Here is a 21,693-nt window from a genome sequence, read left to right as displayed (position 1 = left end):
CTCATGACGACCGCACCCTTGCGCCAGGATGAGCCCCCGGTCTCGCTGGTCAGGGTCCGCGCGGAGCCGCTCGACCGGCTCTCCGCCGCGGACATCTCCCCCATCGTGCGCCGGGTGATGGCGGCTCACCTCGATCAGACCCGGATCCCGGCGGCGAAGTTCTCGTCGTTCATCTGATCCGCGATGGCCCCGGGGCCCGCCCGCGCGGCGCTCACCGAGTTCGTCCTCAAGGTGCACGCCAGGTGTGACCTGGCGTGCGACCACTGCTACGTCTACGAACACGCCGACCAGAGCTGGCGCCGCCGCCCGGTACGGATGACGCCGGACGTGCTCCGGGCCGCGGCCGGAAGGATCGCCGAGCACGCGGCGGCCCACGGGCTGCCGGACGTCACAGTCGTCCTGCACGGCGGGGAGCCGCTGCTGCTCGGCCCCGACGGGCTGGGCCGGGTGCTCGCCGAACTGCGGCGCGTCATCGGGCCGGTCACCCGGCTCCGGATCGGCATGCAGACAAACGGCGTGCTGCTCTCCGAGCGGTTCTGCGACGTACTCGCCGAACACGACGTGGCGGTCGGCGTATCGCTCGACGGCGACCGGGCCGCCAACGACAGGCACCGGATCTACCGGTCCGGCGCCAGCAGCTACGACCAGGTGCTGCGCGCGCTCGCCCTGCTGCGCCGCCCGGCGTACCGGCGGCTCTGGTCCGGCCTGCTCTGCACGGTGGACGTGCGCAACGACCCGATAGCGGTGTACGAGGCCCTGCTCGCCCAGGAGCCCTCGCGGATCGACTTCCTGCTCCCGCACGCCACCTGGGACGCCCCGCCGTGGCGGCCGGCCGCCGGGGACACCGCGTACGCCCGCTGGCTGCGCGCCGTCCACGACCGCTGGCGCGCGGACGGCCGACCGGTCCCGGTGCGCCTGTTCGACTCGCTCCTGTCCACCGCACGCGGCGGGCCCAGCGGCACCGAATGGCTGGGCCTCGACCCGGTCGACCTGGCGGTGATCGAGACGGACGGCGAGTGGGAGCAGGCGGACTCGCTCAAGACCGCGTACGACGGCGCGCCGGCCACCGGCATGACCGTCTTCTCGCACGCGGCCGACGACGTGGCGGCCAGCCCGCTCCTGGCCCGCCGCCGCTCCGGCCGGGCCGGTCTCAGCGACGAGTGCCGGCGGTGCCCGGTGGTCGACCAGTGCGGCGGCGGACTCTTCGCCCACCGGTACGGCGCCGGGCACTTCGACCATCCGAGTGTCTACTGCGCCGATCTGAAAGAGCTGATCGTGCACGTGAACGAGAACCCACCGGAACCCGTCCGGCTCGACGCCGGCCTGCCCGACGACTTCATCGACCGTCTCGCGGCGCCGACCGGCGACCGGGTCGCCATCGGCCGGCTCGTCGAGGCACAGATCGCCATCGTCCGCGCGCTGCTCGCCGAGGTGGCCGACCGCCTGCCGGCCGGCGCGGCCGGAGCCGACGGCTGGGAGGCGCTGACCGCGCTCGACCGCAGCGCGCCGGAATCAGTGGCCCGGATCGCGGCCCATCCGTACGTGCGCGCGTGGGCTGTCGACTGCCTCGCCGGCACCGGCACCGGCGCCCGCCAGGGGCCGGGCTACCTGAGCGCGCTCGCCGCCGCCGCCGCGCTCGACGCAGGCGTTCCGGTACGCCTCGACGTGCCGGTGCGATCCGGCCGCCTGCACCTGCCGACGATGGGCACGGTTCTGCTGCCCGAGGTGGGTGACGGCACCGCCCGGGTGGAGATCGGCCCGGGCTCGCTGCGGGTGCGGGCCGGGGACGTGACGGTGGCCGTGAGTCCGGGCGCGGCGGGCGGGCCCCGCTGGTGGCCGACCCGCCGTCTCGTCGCACCAGACGTGTCGGTGCTGCTGGAGGACGGCGACCCGCACCGCGACTGCCACCGGCTGCCCGCCGATGACCGGCTCGACGACGCGGGCGCCGTGCGCTGGGCGGAGACGTTCGCGGCGGCGTGGCAGGTGATCCGGGACGAGGTGCCTGGCCACGCCGAGGAACTGCGTACCGGGCTGCGGGCGGTGGTGCCGTTGCGGCGCAGCGGCGACGGGGTCAGCGAGGCGTCGACCGCCCGGCAGGCGTTCGGCGGTGTCGCGGCCACGGAGACCGACGCCGGGTCGCTGGCGGTGCTGCTCGTGCACGAGTTCCAGCACAGCAAGATGAACGCGCTGCTGGACGTCTGCGACCTGGTCGACGGCACCGGGCCGATCGACATCACTGTGGGCTGGCGGCCCGACCCGCGGCCGGCGGAGGCCGTCCTGCACGGCATCTACGCGCACGCGGCGGTGGCCGACATCTGGCGCGTCCGGGCGGACCGCCAGGTCGACGGCGCGCAGGCGGTCTACCGGCAGTACCGGGACTGGACGGCCGAGGCGATCGGCGCGCTGCAACGGGCGGACGCGCTCACCCCGGCCGGCTCACGGCTGGTCCGGCAGGTGGCCCGCTCGATGTCCGGATGGCCGTCGTGACCACCGCCGTCCCGCCCGCGCACCGGGTCGACACGCTCGCCGCCGACCTGCGGGCGCTCGGGCTCGGCAGCGGTGACGTGGTACTCGTGCACTGCTCCCTGCGTGCCCTCGGACCGGTGGCCGGCGGGCCGGCCACGCTGGCCGACGCGCTGCGGGCCGTCGTCGGGCCGTCCGGCACCGTCGTCGTCCCGGCGCAGACCCCCGACAACTCGGTGAGCAGCCCCGCATACCACGCCGCGACCGCCGGACTCACCGATGAGGAACGCCGGGCGTACGAGGACCGGATGCCCGGCTTCGACCCGGCCGTCACGCCGTCGTTCGGCGTGGGCGCGTTCGCCGAGCACGTACGCCGGTTGCCCGGCGCGGTACGCAGCCCGCACCCGCAGACGTCATTCAGCGCCTGGGGCCCCCGGGCGGAGGAACTGATGCGCGTCCACGACCTGGACTCGCATCTCGGCGAGCGCTCGCCGCTGGCCGCGCTGGAGGCCGCCGGGGCCTGGACCCTGCTGCTCGGTGTCGGCTATTCGACATGTACCGCGTTGCACCTCGCCGAGTACCGGTTGCGCCGCCCGCTGCAGCGGCGTTCGTACCGCTGCTATGTGCTGCGCGACGGTCGCCGGGAACGGCTGGACTTCGAGGCGCCGCACCTCGACGCGAGCCCGTTCGCCGAGGTCGGAGTGGAACTCGACAGGGAGCCGTTCACCCGGCGCGGCACGGTCGGGAGCGCCCCGGCACGGCTGCTGCCGATAGCCGCGGCGGTACGCGCCACGGTCGCGTGGATGGACGCCCACATCGGACGGTGAGGGCCTGGTAACCCGAGCGCAACCTCTCTACCCTGATCGATAGACGCCGTATCGTGTCGACCGGGGAGCAGCGCGTGATCATTGACGGTTGGGGGTCAGGCGCACTACCCGTGGAACGGTCGTGTCGCCGTGACCTCTGAGCGGCCCGCGCTGCCGGGCCCGCCCTATTTCTTCCTCAGCTACGTCCCCCCGCCGACGCACAACGACCGCACCCCGGGCGACCACTGGGTCCGCCGCTTCTACCACGATCTCAACCTGGCCATCGACGGCCGGCCCGGCGACCGGTTACGCCGGCAGGGTTTCGCCGACTTCATCGTGCGGCCGCCGGAGGACCGGACGGAACGAAAACGCACCGCGCTCGCCGAGGCCGAGGTGTTCGTGCCGCTGTACTCGCCGGACTATCTCAACCGGGACGACTCGCGCCGGGAACGGGAGTGGTTCCGGCAACGGCTGATCCGGGCCGGCCGCCCGCCCGACGGCGACAACATCCTGCCGGTCCTGTGGATCCCGTCGCCCGCCGCCGTGCACGCGCCGGACCAGGCCCGCGCGGTGGCGATGGCCGCCGACGTGGACGCGTACGCCGCCAACGGGATGAGCGCGCTCTGCCGGCTGCAGAAGTTCCAGCACGCCTACAAGGAGGTGCTGGGCCGGCTCGCGCAGCACATCGTCGACACCGCCGAGCAGACCCCGCTGCAGGCGGCCGAGCCGCCGACCGGCCCGACCGACCTGCCGTCGTCGCCGACCAGCGAGGTGCCGTTCCGGGCGGTGGTGATCGCGCCCGAGCAACCGCACGAGCCGGGCCGGCTCAACGGACGGTCCGACACGCACGCCGGCCGGTGGCGCCCGTTCCACGGCCGGCCTCCCGTGGTCGACGACGTGACCGACGCGGTGCAGCGGCTGCGGATGCCGATCGACGTCCGCGACTTCGTACCCGATGCCGGGCTGTTCCGGGGCTGCCCGGGCGTACTCATGATCGATCCTCGGGTGGTCGAGACGCCGGACGGTGCGGAGGCCGTCCGCGCGGCCGCCGCCTCGCTGCACCGCTGGGTGGGCGTCGTGGTCATCATCGAGGACCCGGCACCCGGCCGTCGCTCCCAGGCGACGGTGCTGCTCGACCGGGCCATCGCGATCTTCCCGGCCGCGGCACGCCCCCTGGCGATCACCACGTACGACGACTGGCGGGCCGGGATCCACGGCCTGGTCGACCGGATGCGCCGCCGCTACCTGGAGGCGAGACCGGCCTACCCGCCGCCAGGACGGCCGATCAGCAAACCCCGGCTCTGGGAGAACCCGCCGCCCGACGAGGGAGTGGACACATGACCCGACGCGAGGGACAGGTCGTCACCTTCTACTCCTACAAGGGCGGCACCGGCCGGACGATGGCGCTGGCCAACGTCGCCTGGATCCTCGCCGCCAACGGCAAGCGGGTGCTCGCCGTCGACTGGGACCTGGAGTCCCCCGGCCTGTCGCGCTTCTTCGCGCCGTTCATCGACCGGGACGCGCTGGAGAGCACCGGCGGGGTGATCGACCTGATCCGCGAGTACGAGTGGGCGACCACCACCAAGCAGGACAAGGGCGACGACCGCTGGCACGAGCAGTACGCCCGCGTGCACAAGTATTCGTTCTCGCTGAACTGGTCCAACTTCCCCGGGGACGGGACGCTGGACTTCCTCGGCGCCGGCCAGCAGAACAACGACTACGCGGGCGCGCTCGCCGGGATGAACTGGGACGAGTTCTACGAGCGGCAGGGCGGCGGCTACTTCTTCGACGCGCTGCGCGCCGACATGAAACGCAACTACGACTACGTGCTCATCGACAGCCGTACCGGGTTCTCCGACGTCGCCGACATCTGCACCATCCAACTGCCGGACGTGCTGGTCACCTGCTTCACCCTCAGCGAGCAGGGCATCACCGGCGCGGCGAAGGTGGCGCGGCTGGTCGAGCACCGCTACGGGTCGCGGCGGATCCGGGTGCTGCCCGTGCCGATGCGGATCGACCCGGCGGAGAAGGTCAAGGCGGACACCGGGCGTGCGGTGGCGCGGCAGCGCTTCAGCGGGCTGCCGAGCGGGATGAGCGAGGCCGACCGGGACCGGTACTGGGCCCGGATGCAGGTGCCCTACCAGGCGTTCTATGCGTACGAGGAGCTGCTCGCCACGTTCGCCGACCAGCCCGGAGTCAACGGGTCGCTGCTGTCCGCGTACGAGGTGCTGGCCCGCGAGATCACCCGGGGCGAGGTGGAGTCGCTGCCGCCGATGAGCAGCGCGGTACGCGAGCGGGTGAACGCCCGGTTCACCCGTACCTCCACGTCGGTGGAGAGCGAGATCGTGCTCCGGCACGCCCCGTACGACCGGGTGTGGGCGGAGTGGATCGGCCACCTGCTGGTCTCGGCCGACGTCCGGGTGACCGACCCGTGGTTCACCGACGACGAGGTGCCCCGGACCGCCCGGGAGCTGATCATCGTCTCCGAGTCCAACGCCAACGAGGAGGCGGTGCTCGCCGCGCCGGACCGCTCGCCCGACCAGGTGCCGCTCGTCGTCTACGTGGCGGACGTACGGCGCCTGGCGAACGTGCCCGCGGCGCACACCGTCTCGGTGGCCGGCCTGGAGGCGCGGACCGCCGCCGCGCGGATCCTGCGCCTGGTCGGCCGCGAGGGGGTGCCGGCCGACCTGGAGCTGCCCACCGGTCCCCGGTTCCCCGGCCGGGACAACACCGTGTTCGAGGTGCCGGGCCGCAACAAGCGCTTCACCGGCCGCGAGGCGGACCTGCGCGAGCTGCGGACGCTGCTGCGCAGCAGCCCGAAGGTGGTGCTCTCCGGCACCGGGCCGGTGGCGTTGCAGGGCATGGGCGGCATCGGCAAGAGCCAGCTCGCGCTGGAGTACGCCCACCGTTACCGCGCCGCGTACGACATGGTGTGGTGGATCGACGCCGACCAGGTGCCGTTCATCGAGTCGGCCATCGGTGACCTCGCGCCCTACCTGGGCGTGCCGTCGTCGGAATCGAACCGGGAGAACGCCCGGCTGGTGCTCCAGGCGCTGCGCCGCACCGACCTGCGCTGGTTGCTGATCATGGACAACGCGGACGAGATCGAGGGCGTGCTGCCGTACGTGCCGGACGGCACGGGCCACGTCCTGATCACGTCCCGGAACCTCCAGTGGGTCGAGCGGGCCACCACCGTCCAGGTCGACGTGTTCAAGCGCGCGGAGAGCATCCAGCACCTCACCGAGCGGGTGCCGAACATGCGCGTCGACCAGGCCGACCGGATCGCCGCCCTGCTCGGCGACCTGCCGATCGCTGTCACCGCCGCCGCGGCCTGGCTCGCCGACACCGGCCACTCCGTCGACAGCTACCTCACCGAGATCGCCAAGTTCGGTCCGGGCGCGGTGATGGAGCCGAACAGCAACGTCTCGGTGGAGGCCACCTGGGAGCTGTCGCTCAACCACCTGCGCACCCGCAACCCGGCGGCCTACCGGGTGCTGCAACTCTGCTCGGTGTTCGCCCCGGAGATCTCCGCCGACCTGGTCTACAGCGACGAGTTCGCCGAAGCGCTGGTGCCGTTCCACCCGCAGGCCAAGGAACGGCTGGTCCGCCAGCAACTGGTGCAGCAGGCCAACCGGCTCGCCCTGGTGCGCGTCGACCTGCGCGCCGAGAACCCGGCGGGCGGCGAGCGGGGCCGGGGCGGCCTGGTGCTCATGCACCGCCTGCTCCAGCACGCCGTCCGGTCCCGGATGACGGAGGCGGAACTCGACGAGGCCCGCCGGCAGGTCCACCTCGTGCTCGCCGCCGCCCGGCCCGAGGGCGAGGTCGACGACCCCGACGGGTGGCCGCGGTTCCGGGTCATCTGGCCGCACCTGGAGGCGTCCAAGGCGCCGCTGAGCAGCAAGGTTGAGGTGCGGGCGCTGATGATCGACCGGGTCCGCTACCTGCAGTTGCGCGGCGACCTGGAGACCGGCCGGCGGCTCGGGCAGGAGGTCGCGCAGACCTGGGAGCAGATGCTCGCCGAGGAGACCGACCCGCGGGCTCGCGACGACCTGCGCCGGCAGTTGCTGCACCTCCAGTTCAACCTCGCCAACATCCTCGCCTTCCTCGGCCAGTTCACCGAGTCCCGGGCGCTGGACGAGGAGGTGCTGGCAGCCCAACGGGAACTGCTCGGCGAGGACCACCCGCACACGCTGATGACCGCAGGCGGGCTCGCCCGCGACCTGCGCGGCATGGGCATGTACAACGAGGCGCTGCGCCTCGACGAGATCACGTTCAACGCGTGGAAGCGGAACTTCACCGAGGAGCACCCGCGTACGCTCGCCGCGCTCAACAACCTCGCCAGCACCCAGCGCCTGATGGGCGACTTCCGGGAGGCCCGCAAGAACGACGAGATGGTGCTGGCCGGGCGCCGCGCGATCCTCGGGGAGAACCACCCGGACACGCTCGCCTCCTCCGCGTACGTCGGCATCGACATGCGCGACGCCGGCGACTTCGAGCAGTCGGTCACCCGCCTGCGCAGCGTCCACCGGGAACTGCTGAACACGGCCGGAGCCGAACACCTGATCACCCTGCGGACGCAGACGAACCTGGCGGTGTCGCTGCGCGCGGCCGGGCACGCGGTCGAGGCGGGCAAGCTCCTCGAAGCCGCCTACGAGCTGCTGAACGAGCGGTTCGGGCCGGACAACCCGGAGACGCTCACCTGCCGGCTGAGCCTGTCGATCAACCTGCTCACCGTCGACCTGTTCCAGCGCGCCAGCCGGGAACTGACCGAGGTGCACCGCATCTACCAGCGCAACCTCGGCCCGGCGCACCCGCTGACGCTGGTCTGCATGGTCAACCTCGCCATGGTGGCCCGCCGCGCCGGGGACTTCGCCGAGGCCCGGCAGCTCGCCGGCCGGTCCGCCGACGCGCTCGCCGGCGTGCTGGGCAGCGGGCACCCGTACCCGCTCTCCGGCTGGATGAACCAGGGCATCTGCATCGCCGAACAGCCCGACCCGCCGGAAGGTCGGGAGGCCGCCGACGTGGAGGCGCTGAGCCTGCTGCGGCGCGCGTACGACGGGTTGGTCCGGATCCTCGGCCGCGACCACACGAACACGCTGCGCTGCCAGGCGAACCTGGTGGTGATGCAGGAGCGGGTGGAGAGCGGCCGGCGCGCGGAGCTGGAGGCGGTCACCCGTGAGCTGACCTACCGGCTGGGCGAGAACCACCCGGCCGTCGAGGCCGTCCGGGAGAGCCGGTTGCAGCGGCGCATCATCGACCCGCATCCGATCTGACGGTGGCCCGCTCCACCGGGTCGGCCAGCCAGGCGAGGATCTCCGGCAGCACCTCGACCGCGCCGAAGTGCGCGCTGCGCGGCTGCACGTGCAGTTGCGCGCCGGGGATCTGCTCGGCCAGCCACCGGGTGTGGCTGGCCGGGGCGAAGTTGTCGTCGGCGCCGTGCCAGAGCCGGACCGGCATCCGGATCTCGGCCAGCGTGACGCCCCAGTCGGCGCGCAGCGCCAGCACGTCGTCGATCCAGCCGTCCGGCCCCTGGCGCAGCGCCTCGGCGTAGGCGTCGGTGAGCTGTCGGCGGATCGGCACCCCGGCCACCACCCGGCGGTCGGCCTCGGTCATCTGCTCGACCAGCAGCGCGAGCAGCGAGCCCGGATCGTCCATCGTGCGCTCGGCCCGCAGCCGCAACTGCTCGGCGAGCACCGGCACGGCGCGCTCGGCGGCACCGTAGTCACGGACGTTGGCGTCGGTCATGCCGCCGAACCAGTCCAGCCCGGCCGCCCCCGCCGGGGCGAGACCGACCAGGACGGCGGTACGCCGTACCCGCTCCGGCAGCAGCGCGGCGCAGGCCAGGGCGTGCGGGCCGCCGCCGGACCGGCCGACCACCGAGAACCCGTCCAGGCCCAGGTCGTCGGCGATGGCCGCGACGTCGGCGGCGGCGTCCGCGACCCGGCGGCCGGGCAGCCGGCTGGAACCGCCATAACCCGGCCGGTCGTAGGAGATCAGGCGTACGCCGAGGCGGTGGAGCACGATCGAGCGTGGTCGTGGACCGTTCCGGCTGCCGGGTGTGCCGTGCATCAGGAACACGGGCCAGCCGCGTTCCGCCCCGGCGATGTCGACCGCCAGATCCCTCCTTCCTGTTCGGACGATGTGCTCTCGATGCCGGGGCGAGTGTGCCAATCGGGGCCTCCGAACGGGTGGTGGCGGTACGGGTGGCGTGGTCAGACCGCCTCGGCGGCCGGGACCTGGTCGGGCTGGTTGGGCTGGTCGGTGGGGTCGGTCGCTGCGAGGACGCGCAGCGTGTCGAGGGCGGACACCAGCGAGACCTCGGCCGGCGCCCGGTCGTGCGCCCGCAGGTAGTCCACGAGCAGCCGGCACAGGCTCGCCTCGTCGAGGAACTCGTCCGGCAGCCGGTGCGCCAGCAGCTCGGCCATCGTCCGGGGCGGTATCTTCCGCCAGGCCAGGTCGCCGTACTCGGTCAACGCCATGAGCAGCCACAGCGCGGTGCGGTTGTCGACCCGCGCGGCCGCGAACTGCTCGGCCATCTCGGCCGAGACCACGCCGTCCTCCAGCGGCAGCTCCGCGAGCCGCCCCTCGATGTCGGTGAGTACCTCCCGCACCCGGGCCACGTACCGCTGCGGCAGTCGGTCGAGCCCGTGCCGCAGGATGAGCGCGTGCAGGACCGCGTGGTCGTCGGTCGTGCCGAGCGAGTCGACCAGCTCGGGGAACTCGTCGATCAGGTACGGACACGAGATGATCAGCTCCGGCGGCGCTGTCGGTGAGCTGGGCAAGCGGCTCAGCGCCACCCGGGTCAGCCCGCACACCACCTCGCGTGGCAACTGCGCGCCGTCCTCGGCGAGGCATTCCAGCAGGACCGTGGCGCTCGTGCTGGACACCGCCTCCGGGAACTCGACGGCACGCGCCCACAGTCGCCGGTAGCTGCGCTCGTCGTACAGGATCAGCTGGTGCAGTGACGGCACCGGCCAGCGGCGGGTGGCCAGCTCCACCAGGTCGGCGTGGAACCGGCCCGCCTCGAAGCTGGTCGGCGCCTGGCCGCGCCACGTCCGCGCGCCGGCCTGCAACTGGCCGTAGGTGGTAACGTCGCCGAGCAGCCGGGCCTCCTCGGCCGCCACGTTCACCTTCTCCCCCCGCCGTTCCCGCCGCAGCCCGGCGACGATCCGGCCGTCGGCGTCCCGGCGCAGCCAACTGATCATCGCGAGCTGGCCCTTCTCGTCCAGGCCCGCCCGCCACAGCCGCACCGTGGACACCCAGGTCTCGTCGTCCATCAGGTCGCTGTGGCGCACCCCGTCCGGTGACACGAGCGCGGCCAGCGCGACCAGGTTCGCGGTGTACGCGGCGAGCAACCGCACCGGGTCGTACGGCGCGGGCCGGTAGCCGTCCACACCGGCCAGGTTGGTCCGCTGCCGGGCCTCGGCCAGCAGTCCGGCGACCGTCTCCACGATCGCGTCCCGGTCCCGTGGGTGCCGGAAGGCGAGTTCCCGCGCGAAGCCCACCACCGCCTCCCGCTTGACCAGGGGCTGGTGCGAGAGAAGCGCCCGGAACTGACCGGTGTCCAGCTGATAGCCGAACCCGGCCGGGCTGAGGGTGCGCCGCCGCAGCTCGGCCAGACTCCGCAGCGCCCCGATGACGTACTCGGCGATCAGGAAGTCGCCGATGGTGGTGTGCAGGAACTCGTACGTGCGCCGGGCGTCCTCGCCCTGCACGTCGTCCGGGCCGTACACGACGAAGAAGGCGGCGGTGACCAGTTGCTCCGGGCCGAGCACGTCGCCGAGTTCGAATCGGGAGCCGTCGCCGGCCCCGGGCCCGAAACAGTCGAGGTCGGCGCGGAGCGCGGCCCGGTTCACCAGTTCCCGGTTGCGGTTGAACATGGCGAACGCGGTGATCGCGAGATCGCGCCGCAGTTGGTGTTCGCGGGCCTCCCGCTCGTGCGTCGGGAGGGCGGTCGGCGCCTTCTCGCTCACCTGCCGTCTGATGAACGCGGTGAGCAGGCCGGTGAACAGGTCGGACGATGACATGGCACCGGGACGGCGGTCGGCCCAGTGCTCGTTGTAGTAGATGGCGAGCAGTGTGAGCAGCAAGGGCTGGCGGGCCAGCTCGCCGTGCCACAGCAGCTCGCGGGCGGAGAGCCGGCGGTAGCCGGGCCGGTCCTCGTTTGCCGCGTTGACGGCGGCCAACCAGGCCGTCACCTGGGCGTCGGTCAGGTCTTCCAGCCGCACCAGCGCGGTGCCCTGCGGCACGCTGGCGCGGTCCATCACCAGCATCCGGGACGTGATGATCGGGATGACGGAGTAGCCCAGGTCCCACTGGGTCTCCTGGAACTCGGCCACCCGGTCGATGTACTGGGAGTGGGCGGTGCCGGTGACCTGGACGAGTTCGTCGAACCCGTCGAAGATCACCACAACCGTGGTGTGCTCGGTGGCCCGGCGCAGGTCCGCCCAGCGGATGCGCTCGTCCATCACCTGCTCGATCGCTGCTTCGATCTGCTCGGTCGGCGACGAGTCCCCGGACATCCGGCGCAGCGGCACCACTATCGCGGTGAACCGGCTCGCCGGCAGCCGGGCCGCGATGACCCGGGTCAGCAACGTCTTGCCGGCGCCCGGCTGACCGAGGAGCAGCAGCGGACGGTGCAGGCTCGCCGGATCGGTCAGGTATTCGGAGAGGAAACCGACCAGGTCGCCCCGGCGCGGCTGGTCGTCCCACCAGGCATCCCGCTCCGGGGACGTGTGCTTGCCGTACTCGGCGGCCCGGAAGTCCGGGCTGATGAACCCCTCCTCCACCGTGGGCAGACGCAGGTGGAAGTCGACGTCCTTGATCCGCAGCAGCGGCTGCCGGAACACCGCGGCCAGCGAGCCGGTGAGCCGGTCGAGTGACTCCCGGAGCAGGTCGGGGCGGTCGGCCGGGGCCGGGCCGGACAGCTCGGCGAGATTGCGGTACAGCTGCGCCAGCGCGTCCAGCCGGGCCGAGACCTCGGTGGTCAGGTTCCGGTTGTCGATCAGGTTGTGCTCGATCGCCTGCCGGAGCATCCGGAACCCGAACTCGGGGAGGTCCGCGGCGAGCCGGTCGAAACGGTCCTCGTAGTGCCACATGGCGCGGCCCACCACCCGGGACCGCAGCGACGTGAGGTCGAGCCCGCGCCGCACCGACGGCCATGCGGCGAGGCCCTCGCAGAACGCGATGGTGGCGTCGTACAGCTTGACGTAGGCGGCCTCGACGTCGCGCCGGGTGTCGTCCATGCCGTGGACCGAGGACGGCAGCGGGAAGTATCCGCCGTCGATCTCCTTCGGCAGCGTGTGCTGGCGACGGTCGGCCGCCACCATGCCCACCTTTTCCTCGTCGGTCAGCTCCAGCCGGTCGAAACCCGGCCCGACCTCGTCCCGGAAACCGTCGAAGAACGCGGAGAGCGCCAGCACGGTATGGCTGGCCTCCAGCAGCTTGTAATACGATTTTCCGCCGGTCGTGCGGATGCGGCCGGCCTGGTTTCCGGTGGCGTCCCGGACGAGTTGCATGAGCGCGTTCTTCGGGCCGAGCAGTGCGAGCGCCGCGCCCTGGGTGAGCGCCCCGGCGCCGAGGATCCCCGCGCTGACGACCTTGTCGGTCTCGGTGATGCGCGTGCTGCCCGGGGCCAGCAGCTTCAACGCATCTCGATAGCTGAGGCTCGAACGGCGCGGCATGCCGCCCCTTCCGCTGCTGGCGATCGGGATTCTTCAAGGATAGAAACTTCAGTGACGGAAAGCTATCGATTCCGCACCGGGCGGCTGCTTTGCGACGACTTTTCCATTCATTCATCTCATTCATCTGCTAAATGCGGCCAAGGCGTCGGCCCCCTATGGTCGAGCGGTGGACGACACACGGGTACGGCAGGCGTACGGGGCGGTCGCGGAGCTCTACATCGAACTGTTCGGCAGCACCGCCGCGGTGCACCCGGACGACCTCGCCCTCATCGGGCGGCACCTGGCCGGCCGGACCGGCCCGGTGCTCGACCTCGGGTGCGGACCGGGGCACCTCACCGACCACCTCCGGTCGCTGGGCGTCGACGCCACCGGGATCGACATGGTTCCCGAGTTCGTCGCGCACGCGCGGGCCACCCATCCGGGCAGCGCGTACCGGCTCGGGTCGCTGCACGACCTCGCCGTCCCGGACCACTCCGTCGACGGCATCCTCGCCTGGTACTCGCTGATCCACCTCCCGCCACCGGATCTCGACGGCGTGCTGGCCGGGTTCCGGCGCGCGATCGTGCCCGGTGGACCGCTCGTGGTCGGCATCTTCGTCGGTGACGAGGTGAGCGCCTTCGACCACAAGGTCGCCACCGCGTACCGCTGGCCGGTGGACGAGTTCTCCGCGCGGCTGCGGCAGGCCGGGTTCACCGAGGTCGAACGCCTGACGCGCCTGTACGACGAGACCCACCGCACGCACGCCGCCATCGCGGCCGTGGCGTCCGGCGCCTGAGCGCGCGCCGTCGTCGGCGCCGGGAAATGGGCGCGAACGTCTGCCGTCCGCTGTGTCAGGATCGGCGTTCGGAGTTCGACGGCCGGAAGGACACCATGCCCGCGTACGCGATCGCCCACCTCCAGGACGCCGCCCCGCACCCGGACATCGCCGAGTACATCGAGCGCCTCCCGGCCACCCTCGCCCCGTACGGCGGCCGGTTCCTCGTGCACGCCACGCCGCACGAGGTGAAGGAGGGCGCCTGGCCCGGCGCGGTCGTGATGCTCGGCTTCCCGGGCATCGCCGAGGCGCGCGCGTGGTGGGACTCGCCCGCGTACCAGGAGATCGCGCCCCTGCGCTCCCGGCACATCGAGGGCGACATCATCCTGGTCGAGGGCGTCCCCGACGACTACTCACCGACCGGCATCGTGCAGGCGATCCGGGCGGCGCTGCCCTGAGCCGGACCGGCCGGCGCGCCCGTGACCTCGGCGTCGTCGTCGGAACGCTGCCCACCGGACGCCACAACGCGATCACCGACGTCCCCGGCGTCCTGGTGGGGCACACCACCGTGGACGACGGCGGCGACCTGCACACCGGCGTCACAGCGATCGTGCCGAGCGGGCTCGGCCCCGGACGGTGGACTCTGCCGGCGGCGGTGTTCTCCGGCAACGGGCACGGGAAACTCGTCGGCTCGACCCAGGTGGACGAACTCGGCGTACTGGAATCCCCGGTCGTGCTGACCGCGACGCTGTCGGTGTTCCGGGCGGCGGACGCGCTGCTCGGCTGGTTGATGGAGCGCCGGCCGGACGGGGTGTCGTTCAACCCCCTGGTCGGCGAGACGAACGACGGGCACCTGTCCGACATCCGCCGCCGCCCGATCACCGAGGACCACGTCCTGGCCGCCATCGCTCAGGCGACCGACGGGCCGCCCGCCGAGGGCTGCGTCGGTGCCGGCGCCGGCACCACCGCGCTGGGCTTCAAGGGCGGCATCGGCACCTCGTCCCGGACCGTGCGGGCCGCCGGCCGTACGGGGACTGTCGGCGCGCTGGTCCAGTCCAACTTCGGCGGCGTCCTCAGAGTGCTCGGCGTGCCGATGCCGGCCGAAGAACTGGTCCCCGCCGCCGACCGGGCCGAGCCGCCCGGCAACTCGTGCATGATCGTGGTGGCCACCGACGTACCGCTGGACGCGCGACAGCTCGGGCGGGTCGCCCGCCGGGCGGTGTTCGCCATGGCCCGGGTCGGCGCGTCCTTCAGCGGCACCAGCGGCGACTACGCGATCGGGTTCACCACGTCGGATCAGCAGCCGATCCCGGACGGGGAGATCGACCCGGTGTTCGCGGCCGTGCTGGACGCGGTCGAGGAGGCGCTGCTGAACTCGCTGTTCACCGCGGTCACCACCACGGGCGTGGGTGGCCGTACCAGTCACGCGGTTCCGCACCGGGCCGTGCTCGAGCGGCTGACGGCGGCTGGCCGGCTGATTCCGGAATCACCGGCGGAAACGCGCTGATTGCTCGCAACCCGGCCCGCCCCGCCCAGCCGCGGTGGCTACGGTTGACGCTGCCGGAGGGTCCGGCCGAGGAGGCGTCGAACTGGCCGTGGACGGCTATGGCGTGCAGGTCACGCTCGTGTTCGTGTTGGTGTTGGTGAACGCGGTGTTCGCGGGCAGCGAGATGGCGTTGGTGTCGCTGCGGGAGAGCCAACTACAGCGCCTGGAGCGGACCTCCCGGGGCGGCCGGGTGCTGGCGAAGCTGTCGCGGGATCCGAACCGCTTCCTGGCCACCATCCAGATCGGCATCACGCTGGCCGGTTTCCTCGCCTCGGCCGCCGCCGCGGTGTCCCTCGCGGCGCCGCTGGTGATCCCGCTGGGATTCCTCGGGTCGGCCGCCGAGCCGGTCTCGGTCGTCGTCGTCACCATCATCCTGACCTTCGTCACGCTGGTGCTCGGCGAGCTGGCGCCGAAGCGGATCGCGATGCAGCGTGCCGAGGGCTGGGCGCTGCTGGTGGCCCGCCCGATCGACGCGCTGTCGACGTTCTCCCGCCCGGCGGTGTGGCTCCTGAGCAGGTCGAGCGACGCCGTCGTACGCCTGGCCGGCGGCGACCCCCGGGCGCGCCGGGAGGAGGTCACCACCGAGGAGTTGCGGGACATGGTCGCCGCGCAGCGCAACCTCACCCCGGAGCACCGCACGATCATCTCGGGCGCGTTCGAGGTGGCCGAGCGGATCCTGCGGGAGATCCTCGTCCCGCGCCGCGACGTCGTCACGTTGTCGGCGGATCTGTCCGCGCCGCAGGCGCTGCGCGAGCTGGGCAGGTCGGGGCAGACACGCGCCCCGGTCGTGGGTCGCGGCGGACTGGACGACACCGTCGGCGTGGTGCACATGCGGGACCTGCTCGACCAGGAAGGGCCGGTCGCCGACTACGCCAGCCCGGCGGTGTACCTGCCGGAGACGCTGAAGGTGACCGAGGCGATCCGGGAGCTGCGCGCCCAACGGCAGCAGTTCGCGCTCGTGGTCGACGAGCGCGGGTCCATCGACGGCATCGTCACGATGGAGGACCTGGTCGAGGAGATCGTCGGGGAGATCTACGACGAGACCGACCGGGACGTGCAGGCCGTCGTACGGGAGGCGGACGGCGCGCTGCTGATGCCCGGCGGGTTCCCGCTGCACGACCTGGTCGACGTGGGCATCGACCTCGACGAGGCCACCCTCGAAGCCGGGGACTACACGACGGTGGCCGGCCTGGTCCTGGCGCATCTCGGCCACATCCCGAAGGCCCCCGGCGAGACGGTCGAGCTGCCCGGCCTGAGCGCCGAGGTGGCGGAGGTGACGGGCCGGGCCATCACCCGGGTACGCCTGCGGACGACGCCGACGCGCGACGAGCCGGACTCCTGATTCCGGCCGTACTCGTCAGCCTGGCTCGGCGTCGAAGCTCCGGCGGGCCTGCTCGATCTGGGGCAGGTACGCGTCGGCCCAGTCGAGCAGGACGTCGATCGGCGCACGCAGGGTCTTGCCCAGCCGCGTGATCCGGTACTCGACCGCGACCGGCCGGGTCGCCACCACGTGGCGTTCGACGATGCCGTTGCGTTCGAGCCGTCGCAGCGTCGCCGTGAGCGACTTCTGTGTCACCGCCGGGATCGCGCGGCGCAGCTCGTTGAAGCGACAAGGGCGTTCGCACAGCTCGTTGAGGACGCTCAGCGACCACTTGTCCAGCACCTGATCGAGCAGCTCGCGGTGCGGGGCGTCGATGCGCAGCTCGTCGGCGCGAGCGCCTGCGGTATCGCCCATGAAACCAGGTCTCCTTGAAGTGTCCTTCGTCAACTAGGTATCAATGGTAAACCACCTAGGTCCCCATGGAGGAGACACGATGTCCGTCACCCGCTTCAGCCCTGCCGGTCTTCAGCCGCACACGCCGTACCACCACGTGGCGGTGGGCACCGGCGCCCGTCACATCCACGTCAGTGGCCAGGTCGCGCGACTGGGCGACGGCACCCCTGTCGCACCGGGCGACCTCGGTGGGCAGGTCGCGCAGGTGCTGCGCAACACCGGGCGCGCCCTCGCCGGCGCCGACGCCTCGTTCCAGGACGTGGTCCGGCTGACCTTCTACGTCACCGGCTGGACGCCGGACAAGATCGGGCCGTTCATGGCCGGCATCGAGTCGGTCGCCGAGGAACTCGGGCTGCCCCAGCCGCTTCCGCCGGCGTCGCTGATCGGCGTCGAGTCCCTCTTCGAGCCCGACGTACTCGTGGAGCTGGAGGCGACCGCCGTCGCGGAGTGAGATGGAGCAGGCAGCATCACCGGACAGCGACCCGGGGCCGCGGTCGGCGGATTTCCGCCGGCCGCGGGTTGCTGCGTGGTCGAGGGAGCGGTGAAATCTGATGGACACCCGCAACGTTGCGATCAGGCCGCGCGTGTAGTCGCCGATGAGGGACTTCGACGACTTTTACGCGGCGAGCTACGCGGACCTGACGGTGCAGGTGTACGCCTACTTCGGCGACCTGCACGAGGCCCAGGACGTCGTTCAGGAGGCGTTCTGCCGGGCGCTCGCCCGATGGCGGCAGGTCTCCGGCTACGACGACCCCGCCGCCTGGGTCCGGCGGGTCGCCTGGAACCTCGCGACCAGCCGCTGGCGGAGACTGCGCGTGATGCGGGCGTTTCACCGACGCCAGCGCGGCGAGCCGGTCGTCGCGGGACCGGAACCGGACCACGTCGCGCTGGTCGAGGCCCTGGCCTCGCTGCCCGCCGCGCAGCGGCGGGCAATGGTGCTTCGCTATCTCGCCGACCTGCCGGTCGCGGAGATCGCCGACCGCGAGGGGGTGCCCGAAGGCACCGTCAGGTCATGGCTGCATCGCGGTCGGGCCACGCTCGCCGCCCGGCTCGGCCCCGAACACATGGAGAAGTCGCATGCCTGAGGACATCACCGAGGAGCAGACCCGGAACGCTTTCGCCCTCATGCGCGCGGAGACTCTGACACACATCCGCCCACCGGGAACCGCGGCGGCGCAGCGGACCGTACGAAACCGGCGCCGCACCGGAATCGCCGCCCTCGCCGCCGGCGTCGGGATCGTGGTGGCGGGTGGCTTCGCCGTGACCCACCTGGCCACCAGCGAGCGATCCGCCACCCCGCCTGCGGCACCGAGCCCGTCGCCGTCCCCGTCGGAACTGCCCGCCGAACAACTCGACCGCATGGCCGCCACAGCAGCCGCCGCGCTCGGGATCACCTCCGTGGACAACAAGCAGCGCAGACGTGAGGGCAAAGGACCGATCCTCATGATCGGCTCCGAGCCCGCCCGGCGCGGCGGCATCAGTGGCACCGGGTACAACGAGAACAAGACCGGCGTCTACGTGCTCGACGTCCTGTGCGTCGGGGAAGGGACGCTCCGGACGCGGTTCTGGGCCGCGACCTCGGGGGCGGACGAGGCCGGGAATCCGGCCCCCATCCCTCCCGACGCCGCCGAGGCGCAGGTGCCCTGCAGTGACAAGCCGGAGCGCGTAAGCCTCAGCGTGCGCGCGCCCTGGCCCAAGAAGGTCTACGTCTCGATCGAGCCGGACCAGGCGGCCGAAGGGCGCGCCGCCCACGCGTCACTCGTCCGCGTACCGTAGCGCCGCCCGGGCCGCTCCCGAGTCTCGTCGGCGGCCGCGTCGCCCGGTTCCGCTCGTCCAGCGTCGCCGTCGCCGGCTCGGGTACGAGCGGCTACGAGCGCGCTTGGGTGAGGCCTGCGACTTCCGCGTCCATCGTCATCCGCGCATCCATGGAACGAGCCCCTCCCTCGGATAGATCCACCACCACAGGAGGTACGCGGGTGGCCAGTAGGTCACGGCGGCGACGGCGAGATACCAGGGACGCCATCCGTCGAGCAATCCGCGGTAGTCGTGGGCATCAGCCCAGCCGTACACGGCCCAACTCCACAGCGCATAGCCGGCAAGGAGGGCGAGAGACCAGCCGACCCGACCTGTTCTCCCGGGCCTCCGCCCGCGTCGGCGGAGCAGCGCCTCTCGCGCACGCCAGGCCACGCGTACATCATGATCCTGCCTTGCCAAGGTCACGACCTGTTGGGGAGTTGAGACCGTGATCCGGCGGAACGACCCGCTCGCTCTGATGACGATCGTCATGTGCACGGCGGCCGGCGCTTTCGGCCTCGTAACGCCCTCCCGCATCGTCGACACCCAGCAGTTGCTGCTGATGGTTCTCACGCCACTCGGCACGTGCGTACTGCTCATGTACCTCGCGGGGCCGGCTGCCTTCGTGGCGGTGACCCGCACGCATGTCGTCGTGGGCAACCCACTCGTCAGATACAGCGTTCCACGGTCACTGGTCGACGGAGTCCGGCTCGACGGGTTCGACATCGAGCTGCGAGTCTCCGGGCACCCGCCTGTTCCGATTGCCGCCCTGACCCCCAGCGTGGGTGGCCATCACCGGGTGCGTCCGGGCGGGTACCAGACGCGCTTGAACAGGATCGCGGCGCTCCTGGACCACACGCCGGCGACGCCCGTAGCCGGCACGATGGTGCGCCGCTACCGGTATGCGCACCTCGGTCTCTTGACGGTGGACGTGCTGGCTCTGGTCGGAATGGTGCTTCACATCAGAACCGAAACGCTCGCGTAGAAGCGAACCGTGCCCCTACGGTCCAGGGTCAGCTGGACCGTAGGGGCACCTGGTCGACCACGCTCACCCGAGCCGTTTCCGGTGACCTGGGTGGGCCACCGGGATCAGCCCGCGGTGCAGGAACGGATCTGCGGTCTGGCGCCGCTGTTGCCGTTCATCATCGTGGTGAAGCCGAAGGTGTTGCCGCTGCCGTTGGACCGCATCGTCATCACGTAACCGGTGCTGTCCCAACTGGGGGAGCCGTTCCAGGTAGTGGAGACCCGCTGCGGCGGGGTCAGAGCCACGACCACGGTCCAGTTGCTGGCCCCCTGAACCGTCACCGAGGTGTTGTACCGGTCACCCCAGACGTTGGGGGTCGTCGCCGTCGCTGTGCACCCGCCGCTGGGAGGCGGAGTGGTCGGCGGCGGAGTGGTCGGCGTGCCGGTCGGCGGCGGAGTGGTCGGCGGCGGAGTTCCGTCCGGGGCCACCGCTCGGCCGGTGCTCGGTGAGATCATGCCCGGGCAGAGGTTGCGGCTGGTCAGGTTGGCCATGATCTGCGGAATCGCGTCGCGGGTGTTCTGAATGCCGTCGTGCATCAGGATCACCTGGCCGTCCTGAAGACGGCTGGCGTTGGAGACGATCTGGCTGACGCTGGCGCCGTTCCAGTCCTGGGAGTCGACGTCCCAGATCACCTGGCGCAGGCCGAGCGACGAGGCGACCGACTGGAGGGTCGAGTTCGTCTCCCCGTAGGGCGGGCGGAACAACTGCGGCCGGACGCCGGTCGCCGCCTGGATCGCCGAGTTGGTCTGGGAGAGGTCCGACTGCATCTGGCTCTGGTTCATCGAGGTCATGTGCGCGTGGTTCCAACTGTGGTTGGCCACCCACATGCCCGCGTCGACCTGGGCCCGCGCGGCGGACTGGTTGTTCTGCACGTTCTGGCCGACGTTGAACATGGTCGCCCGTACGCCGTTCGCGCGCAGCACGGACAGCAGCGCGCTGGTGCTGCCGGTCGGCCCGTCGTCGAAGGTGAGGCCGACGTACCCGTTGCAGGTGGCGGCGCTGGACGGAGTGGCAGCGACAGCGAGACCGGCGGCGCCCAGCGCCACAGTGGAGGCGAGCACAGCCAACCGGAAGGTGAGACGCGATTTTCGGGGAGTGGACGGGCGGCGGGAGCCGCGGATGCTGGCGTACATGCGCAGGTCCTCCTTGGGACGAGTGACACCCGACGACGCATGGCTTCAATCGACACATGCTGATGTCGCAGTGTTCGGAGTATTGCAGCGGCGTTTCGAACAGGTCAATGATTTTCCGGAAGTTTTCCGGAAGGATCGGCTCCCAGTCAGTTGCTGCGCATCCGGACCCATCAGTTGCCATCGCTCGGTGGCTGGGCGACGCGAGGCGGCATGACCGCCGGTGGAGCGCACGAAAAAGGGCCGCCCCGGTTTCCCGAAGCGGCCCCTCAACTGCTGTGCGCCCGAAGGGACTCGAACCCCTAACCTTCTGATCCGTAGTCAGATGCTCTATCCGTTGAGCTACGGGCGCTTGTGCTCGGCCAGTCTACACAACCGGCTTTCGCGCGGAGACTCCGGGATTCGAACCCGGGAGGGGCTTTAAGACCCCAACCGCATTAGCAGTGCGGCGCCATAGACCAGACTAGGCGAAGTCTCCCTGGTGACCCTGAGGTCACCGCGCCCGAGGATACAGGCCCGCACCCGCCCGGGGCAAAGCGGATGCCGGGACCGGCCCTCACGACCGCGTTTCCGTCGTGTGCCAGATCACGTCCACGGCTACGCTCCATCGATATGCAGGAGCAGCCGCCGAGCGATCCGCCCCGTCGCGAGCCTGCCGCGAAGGCCCGGCGGACCCGCTCCCCCCGACCGACTTTCAGCCCGCCACCCACGCCGGAGCC

Annotated in this window: 17 protein-coding genes and 2 tRNA genes; 13 read left to right on the top strand and 6 right to left on the bottom strand. The window is 71.7% G+C overall.

The genetic code is table 11. From position 1 onward, the window contains the following. Nucleotides 1-3 precede the first annotated feature (3 nt). From O7542_RS26955 to fxsT, 5 genes are all read left to right on the top strand, one after another. Nucleotides 4-177: a hypothetical protein gene (locus tag O7542_RS26955; RefSeq protein WP_166456745.1), complete on the top strand. Its 174-nt coding sequence runs from the start codon at nucleotides 4-6 to the stop codon at nucleotides 175-177. Between the two features lie 6 nt (nucleotides 178-183). Continuing rightward, a complete protein-coding gene (locus O7542_RS26950) occupies nucleotides 184-2,487 on the top strand; it encodes an FxsB family cyclophane-forming radical SAM/SPASM peptide maturase (RefSeq protein WP_166456746.1) in 2,304 nt (767 codons plus the stop codon). Further along, the gene (locus O7542_RS26945; RefSeq protein ID WP_274477011.1) at nucleotides 2,475-3,290 is read left to right on the top strand and encodes an AAC(3) family N-acetyltransferase; all 816 of its coding nucleotides are present in this window, start codon (nucleotides 2,475-2,477) and stop codon (nucleotides 3,288-3,290) included. The genes O7542_RS26950 and O7542_RS26945 overlap by 13 nt, the downstream gene beginning before the upstream one ends. Nucleotides 3,291-3,419: 129 nt before the next feature. Further along, nucleotides 3,420-4,610 carry a TIR-like protein FxsC gene (locus O7542_RS26940; RefSeq protein ID WP_064448829.1) on the top strand — a complete coding sequence of 397 codons (1,191 nt, stop codon included), beginning with the start codon at nucleotides 3,420-3,422 and terminating at the stop codon, nucleotides 4,608-4,610. Continuing rightward, the gene (fxsT, locus tag O7542_RS26935) at nucleotides 4,607-8,542 is read left to right on the top strand and encodes an FxSxx-COOH system tetratricopeptide repeat protein (RefSeq protein WP_281605380.1); all 3,936 of its coding nucleotides are present in this window, start codon (nucleotides 4,607-4,609) and stop codon (nucleotides 8,540-8,542) included. The genes O7542_RS26940 and fxsT overlap by 4 nt, the downstream gene beginning before the upstream one ends. Here fxsT and O7542_RS26930 read toward each other — a convergent pair. Beyond that, complete coding sequence (locus tag O7542_RS26930; RefSeq protein WP_064448831.1) at nucleotides 8,520-9,440, bottom strand: alpha/beta hydrolase; 921 nt, start codon at nucleotides 9,438-9,440, stop codon at nucleotides 8,520-8,522. The two genes, fxsT and O7542_RS26930, sit on opposite strands and share 23 nt — an antisense overlap. A gap of 41 nt (nucleotides 9,441-9,481) precedes the next feature. Next, a complete protein-coding gene (locus O7542_RS26925) occupies nucleotides 9,482-12,952 on the bottom strand; it encodes an AAA family ATPase (protein ID WP_281605379.1) in 3,471 nt (1,156 codons plus the stop codon). A 166-nt stretch (nucleotides 12,953-13,118) separates the two neighbouring features. Between O7542_RS26925 and O7542_RS26920 the strand changes: the two genes are divergently transcribed. The 4 genes from O7542_RS26920 to O7542_RS26905 all read left to right on the top strand — a co-directional run bounded on the left by O7542_RS26920 (nucleotide 13,119) and on the right by O7542_RS26905 (nucleotide 16,594). Next, nucleotides 13,119-13,727 (top strand): class I SAM-dependent methyltransferase, encoded by a 609-nt coding sequence (locus tag O7542_RS26920; protein ID WP_281605378.1) that lies wholly within the window; start codon nucleotides 13,119-13,121, stop codon nucleotides 13,725-13,727. Nucleotides 13,728-13,822: 95 nt separating this feature from the next. Next, a complete protein-coding gene (locus O7542_RS26915; protein ID WP_030499352.1) occupies nucleotides 13,823-14,164 on the top strand; it encodes a DUF1330 domain-containing protein in 342 nt (113 codons plus the stop codon). Next, on the top strand, nucleotides 14,161-15,213 hold the full coding sequence (locus O7542_RS26910; RefSeq protein ID WP_223201452.1) for a P1 family peptidase: 1,053 nt from the start codon (nucleotides 14,161-14,163) through the stop codon (nucleotides 15,211-15,213). The genes O7542_RS26915 and O7542_RS26910 overlap by 4 nt, the downstream gene beginning before the upstream one ends. 88 nt (nucleotides 15,214-15,301) lie before the next feature. Beyond that, the gene (locus tag O7542_RS26905) at nucleotides 15,302-16,594 is read left to right on the top strand and encodes a hemolysin family protein (protein WP_281605377.1); all 1,293 of its coding nucleotides are present in this window, start codon (nucleotides 15,302-15,304) and stop codon (nucleotides 16,592-16,594) included. 15 nt (nucleotides 16,595-16,609) lie between these two features. Here the strand turns inward: O7542_RS26905 and O7542_RS26900 are convergent, their stop codons facing one another. Then, nucleotides 16,610-16,987, bottom strand: a complete 378-nt coding sequence (locus O7542_RS26900) for a helix-turn-helix domain-containing protein (RefSeq protein ID WP_187692638.1) — start codon at nucleotides 16,985-16,987, stop codon at nucleotides 16,610-16,612. A gap of 79 nt (nucleotides 16,988-17,066) precedes the next feature. Between O7542_RS26900 and O7542_RS26895 the strand changes: the two genes are divergently transcribed. From O7542_RS26895 to O7542_RS26880, 4 genes are all read left to right on the top strand, one after another. Continuing rightward, nucleotides 17,067-17,477 (top strand): RidA family protein, encoded by a 411-nt coding sequence (locus O7542_RS26895; protein ID WP_064448836.1) that lies wholly within the window; start codon nucleotides 17,067-17,069, stop codon nucleotides 17,475-17,477. Nucleotides 17,478-17,622: 145 nt separating this feature from the next. After that, complete coding sequence (locus tag O7542_RS26890) at nucleotides 17,623-18,111, top strand: SigE family RNA polymerase sigma factor (protein WP_064448837.1); 489 nt, start codon at nucleotides 17,623-17,625, stop codon at nucleotides 18,109-18,111. Next, nucleotides 18,104-18,802, top strand: a complete 699-nt coding sequence (locus O7542_RS26885) for a hypothetical protein (protein ID WP_187692637.1) — start codon at nucleotides 18,104-18,106, stop codon at nucleotides 18,800-18,802. Before O7542_RS26890 ends, O7542_RS26885 begins: the two co-directional genes overlap by 8 nt. A gap of 496 nt (nucleotides 18,803-19,298) precedes the next feature. Beyond that, nucleotides 19,299-19,805: a hypothetical protein gene (locus O7542_RS26880; RefSeq protein WP_281605376.1), complete on the top strand. Its 507-nt coding sequence runs from the start codon at nucleotides 19,299-19,301 to the stop codon at nucleotides 19,803-19,805. Nucleotides 19,806-19,909: 104 nt separating this feature from the next. Here the strand turns inward: O7542_RS26880 and O7542_RS26875 are convergent, their stop codons facing one another. The 3 genes from O7542_RS26875 to O7542_RS26865 all read right to left on the bottom strand — a co-directional run bounded on the left by O7542_RS26875 (nucleotide 19,910) and on the right by O7542_RS26865 (nucleotide 21,452). Then, on the bottom strand, nucleotides 19,910-20,977 hold the full coding sequence (locus O7542_RS26875; RefSeq protein WP_043327788.1) for a polysaccharide deacetylase family protein: 1,068 nt from the start codon (nucleotides 20,975-20,977) through the stop codon (nucleotides 19,910-19,912). Between the two features lie 276 nt (nucleotides 20,978-21,253). Next, nucleotides 21,254-21,326, bottom strand: a tRNA-Arg gene (locus O7542_RS26870). Between the two features lie 35 nt (nucleotides 21,327-21,361). After that, nucleotides 21,362-21,452: transfer RNA gene (locus tag O7542_RS26865), tRNA-Ser, on the bottom strand. Nucleotides 21,453-21,693 lie beyond the last annotated feature (241 nt).

The organism is Micromonospora sp. WMMC264, from assembly GCF_027497275.1.
GTDB lineage: Bacteria > Actinomycetota > Actinomycetes > Mycobacteriales > Micromonosporaceae > Micromonospora > Micromonospora chalcea.
This window is presented reverse-complemented; position numbering and strand designations above follow the sequence as displayed.

What these genes read in the sequence shown, in the direction of transcription:
- O7542_RS26955 (WP_166456745.1), top strand. Translation starts at nt 4, where the DNA reads ATGACGACCGCACCCTTGCGCCAGGATGAGCCCCCGGTCTCGCTGGTC.
- O7542_RS26950 (WP_166456746.1), top strand. Translation starts at nt 184, where the DNA reads ATGGCCCCGGGGCCCGCCCGCGCGGCGCTCACCGAGTTCGTCCTCAAG.
- O7542_RS26945 (WP_274477011.1), top strand. Translation starts at nt 2,475, where the DNA reads ATGGCCGTCGTGACCACCGCCGTCCCGCCCGCGCACCGGGTCGACACG.
- fxsT (WP_281605380.1), top strand. Translation starts at nt 4,607, where the DNA reads ATGACCCGACGCGAGGGACAGGTCGTCACCTTCTACTCCTACAAGGGC.
- O7542_RS26925 (WP_281605379.1), bottom strand. Translation starts at nt 12,952, where the DNA reads ATGCCGCGCCGTTCGAGCCTCAGCTATCGAGATGCGTTGAAGCTGCTG.
- O7542_RS26915 (WP_030499352.1), top strand. Translation starts at nt 13,823, where the DNA reads ATGCCCGCGTACGCGATCGCCCACCTCCAGGACGCCGCCCCGCACCCG.
- O7542_RS26900 (WP_187692638.1), bottom strand. Translation starts at nt 16,987, where the DNA reads ATGGGCGATACCGCAGGCGCTCGCGCCGACGAGCTGCGCATCGACGCC.
- O7542_RS26895 (WP_064448836.1), top strand. Translation starts at nt 17,067, where the DNA reads ATGTCCGTCACCCGCTTCAGCCCTGCCGGTCTTCAGCCGCACACGCCG.
- O7542_RS26890 (WP_064448837.1), top strand. Translation starts at nt 17,623, where the DNA reads ATGAGGGACTTCGACGACTTTTACGCGGCGAGCTACGCGGACCTGACG.
- O7542_RS26885 (WP_187692637.1), top strand. Translation starts at nt 18,104, where the DNA reads ATGCCTGAGGACATCACCGAGGAGCAGACCCGGAACGCTTTCGCCCTC.
- O7542_RS26880 (WP_281605376.1), top strand. Translation starts at nt 19,299, where the DNA reads ATGACGATCGTCATGTGCACGGCGGCCGGCGCTTTCGGCCTCGTAACG.
- O7542_RS26875 (WP_043327788.1), bottom strand. Translation starts at nt 20,977, where the DNA reads ATGTACGCCAGCATCCGCGGCTCCCGCCGCCCGTCCACTCCCCGAAAA.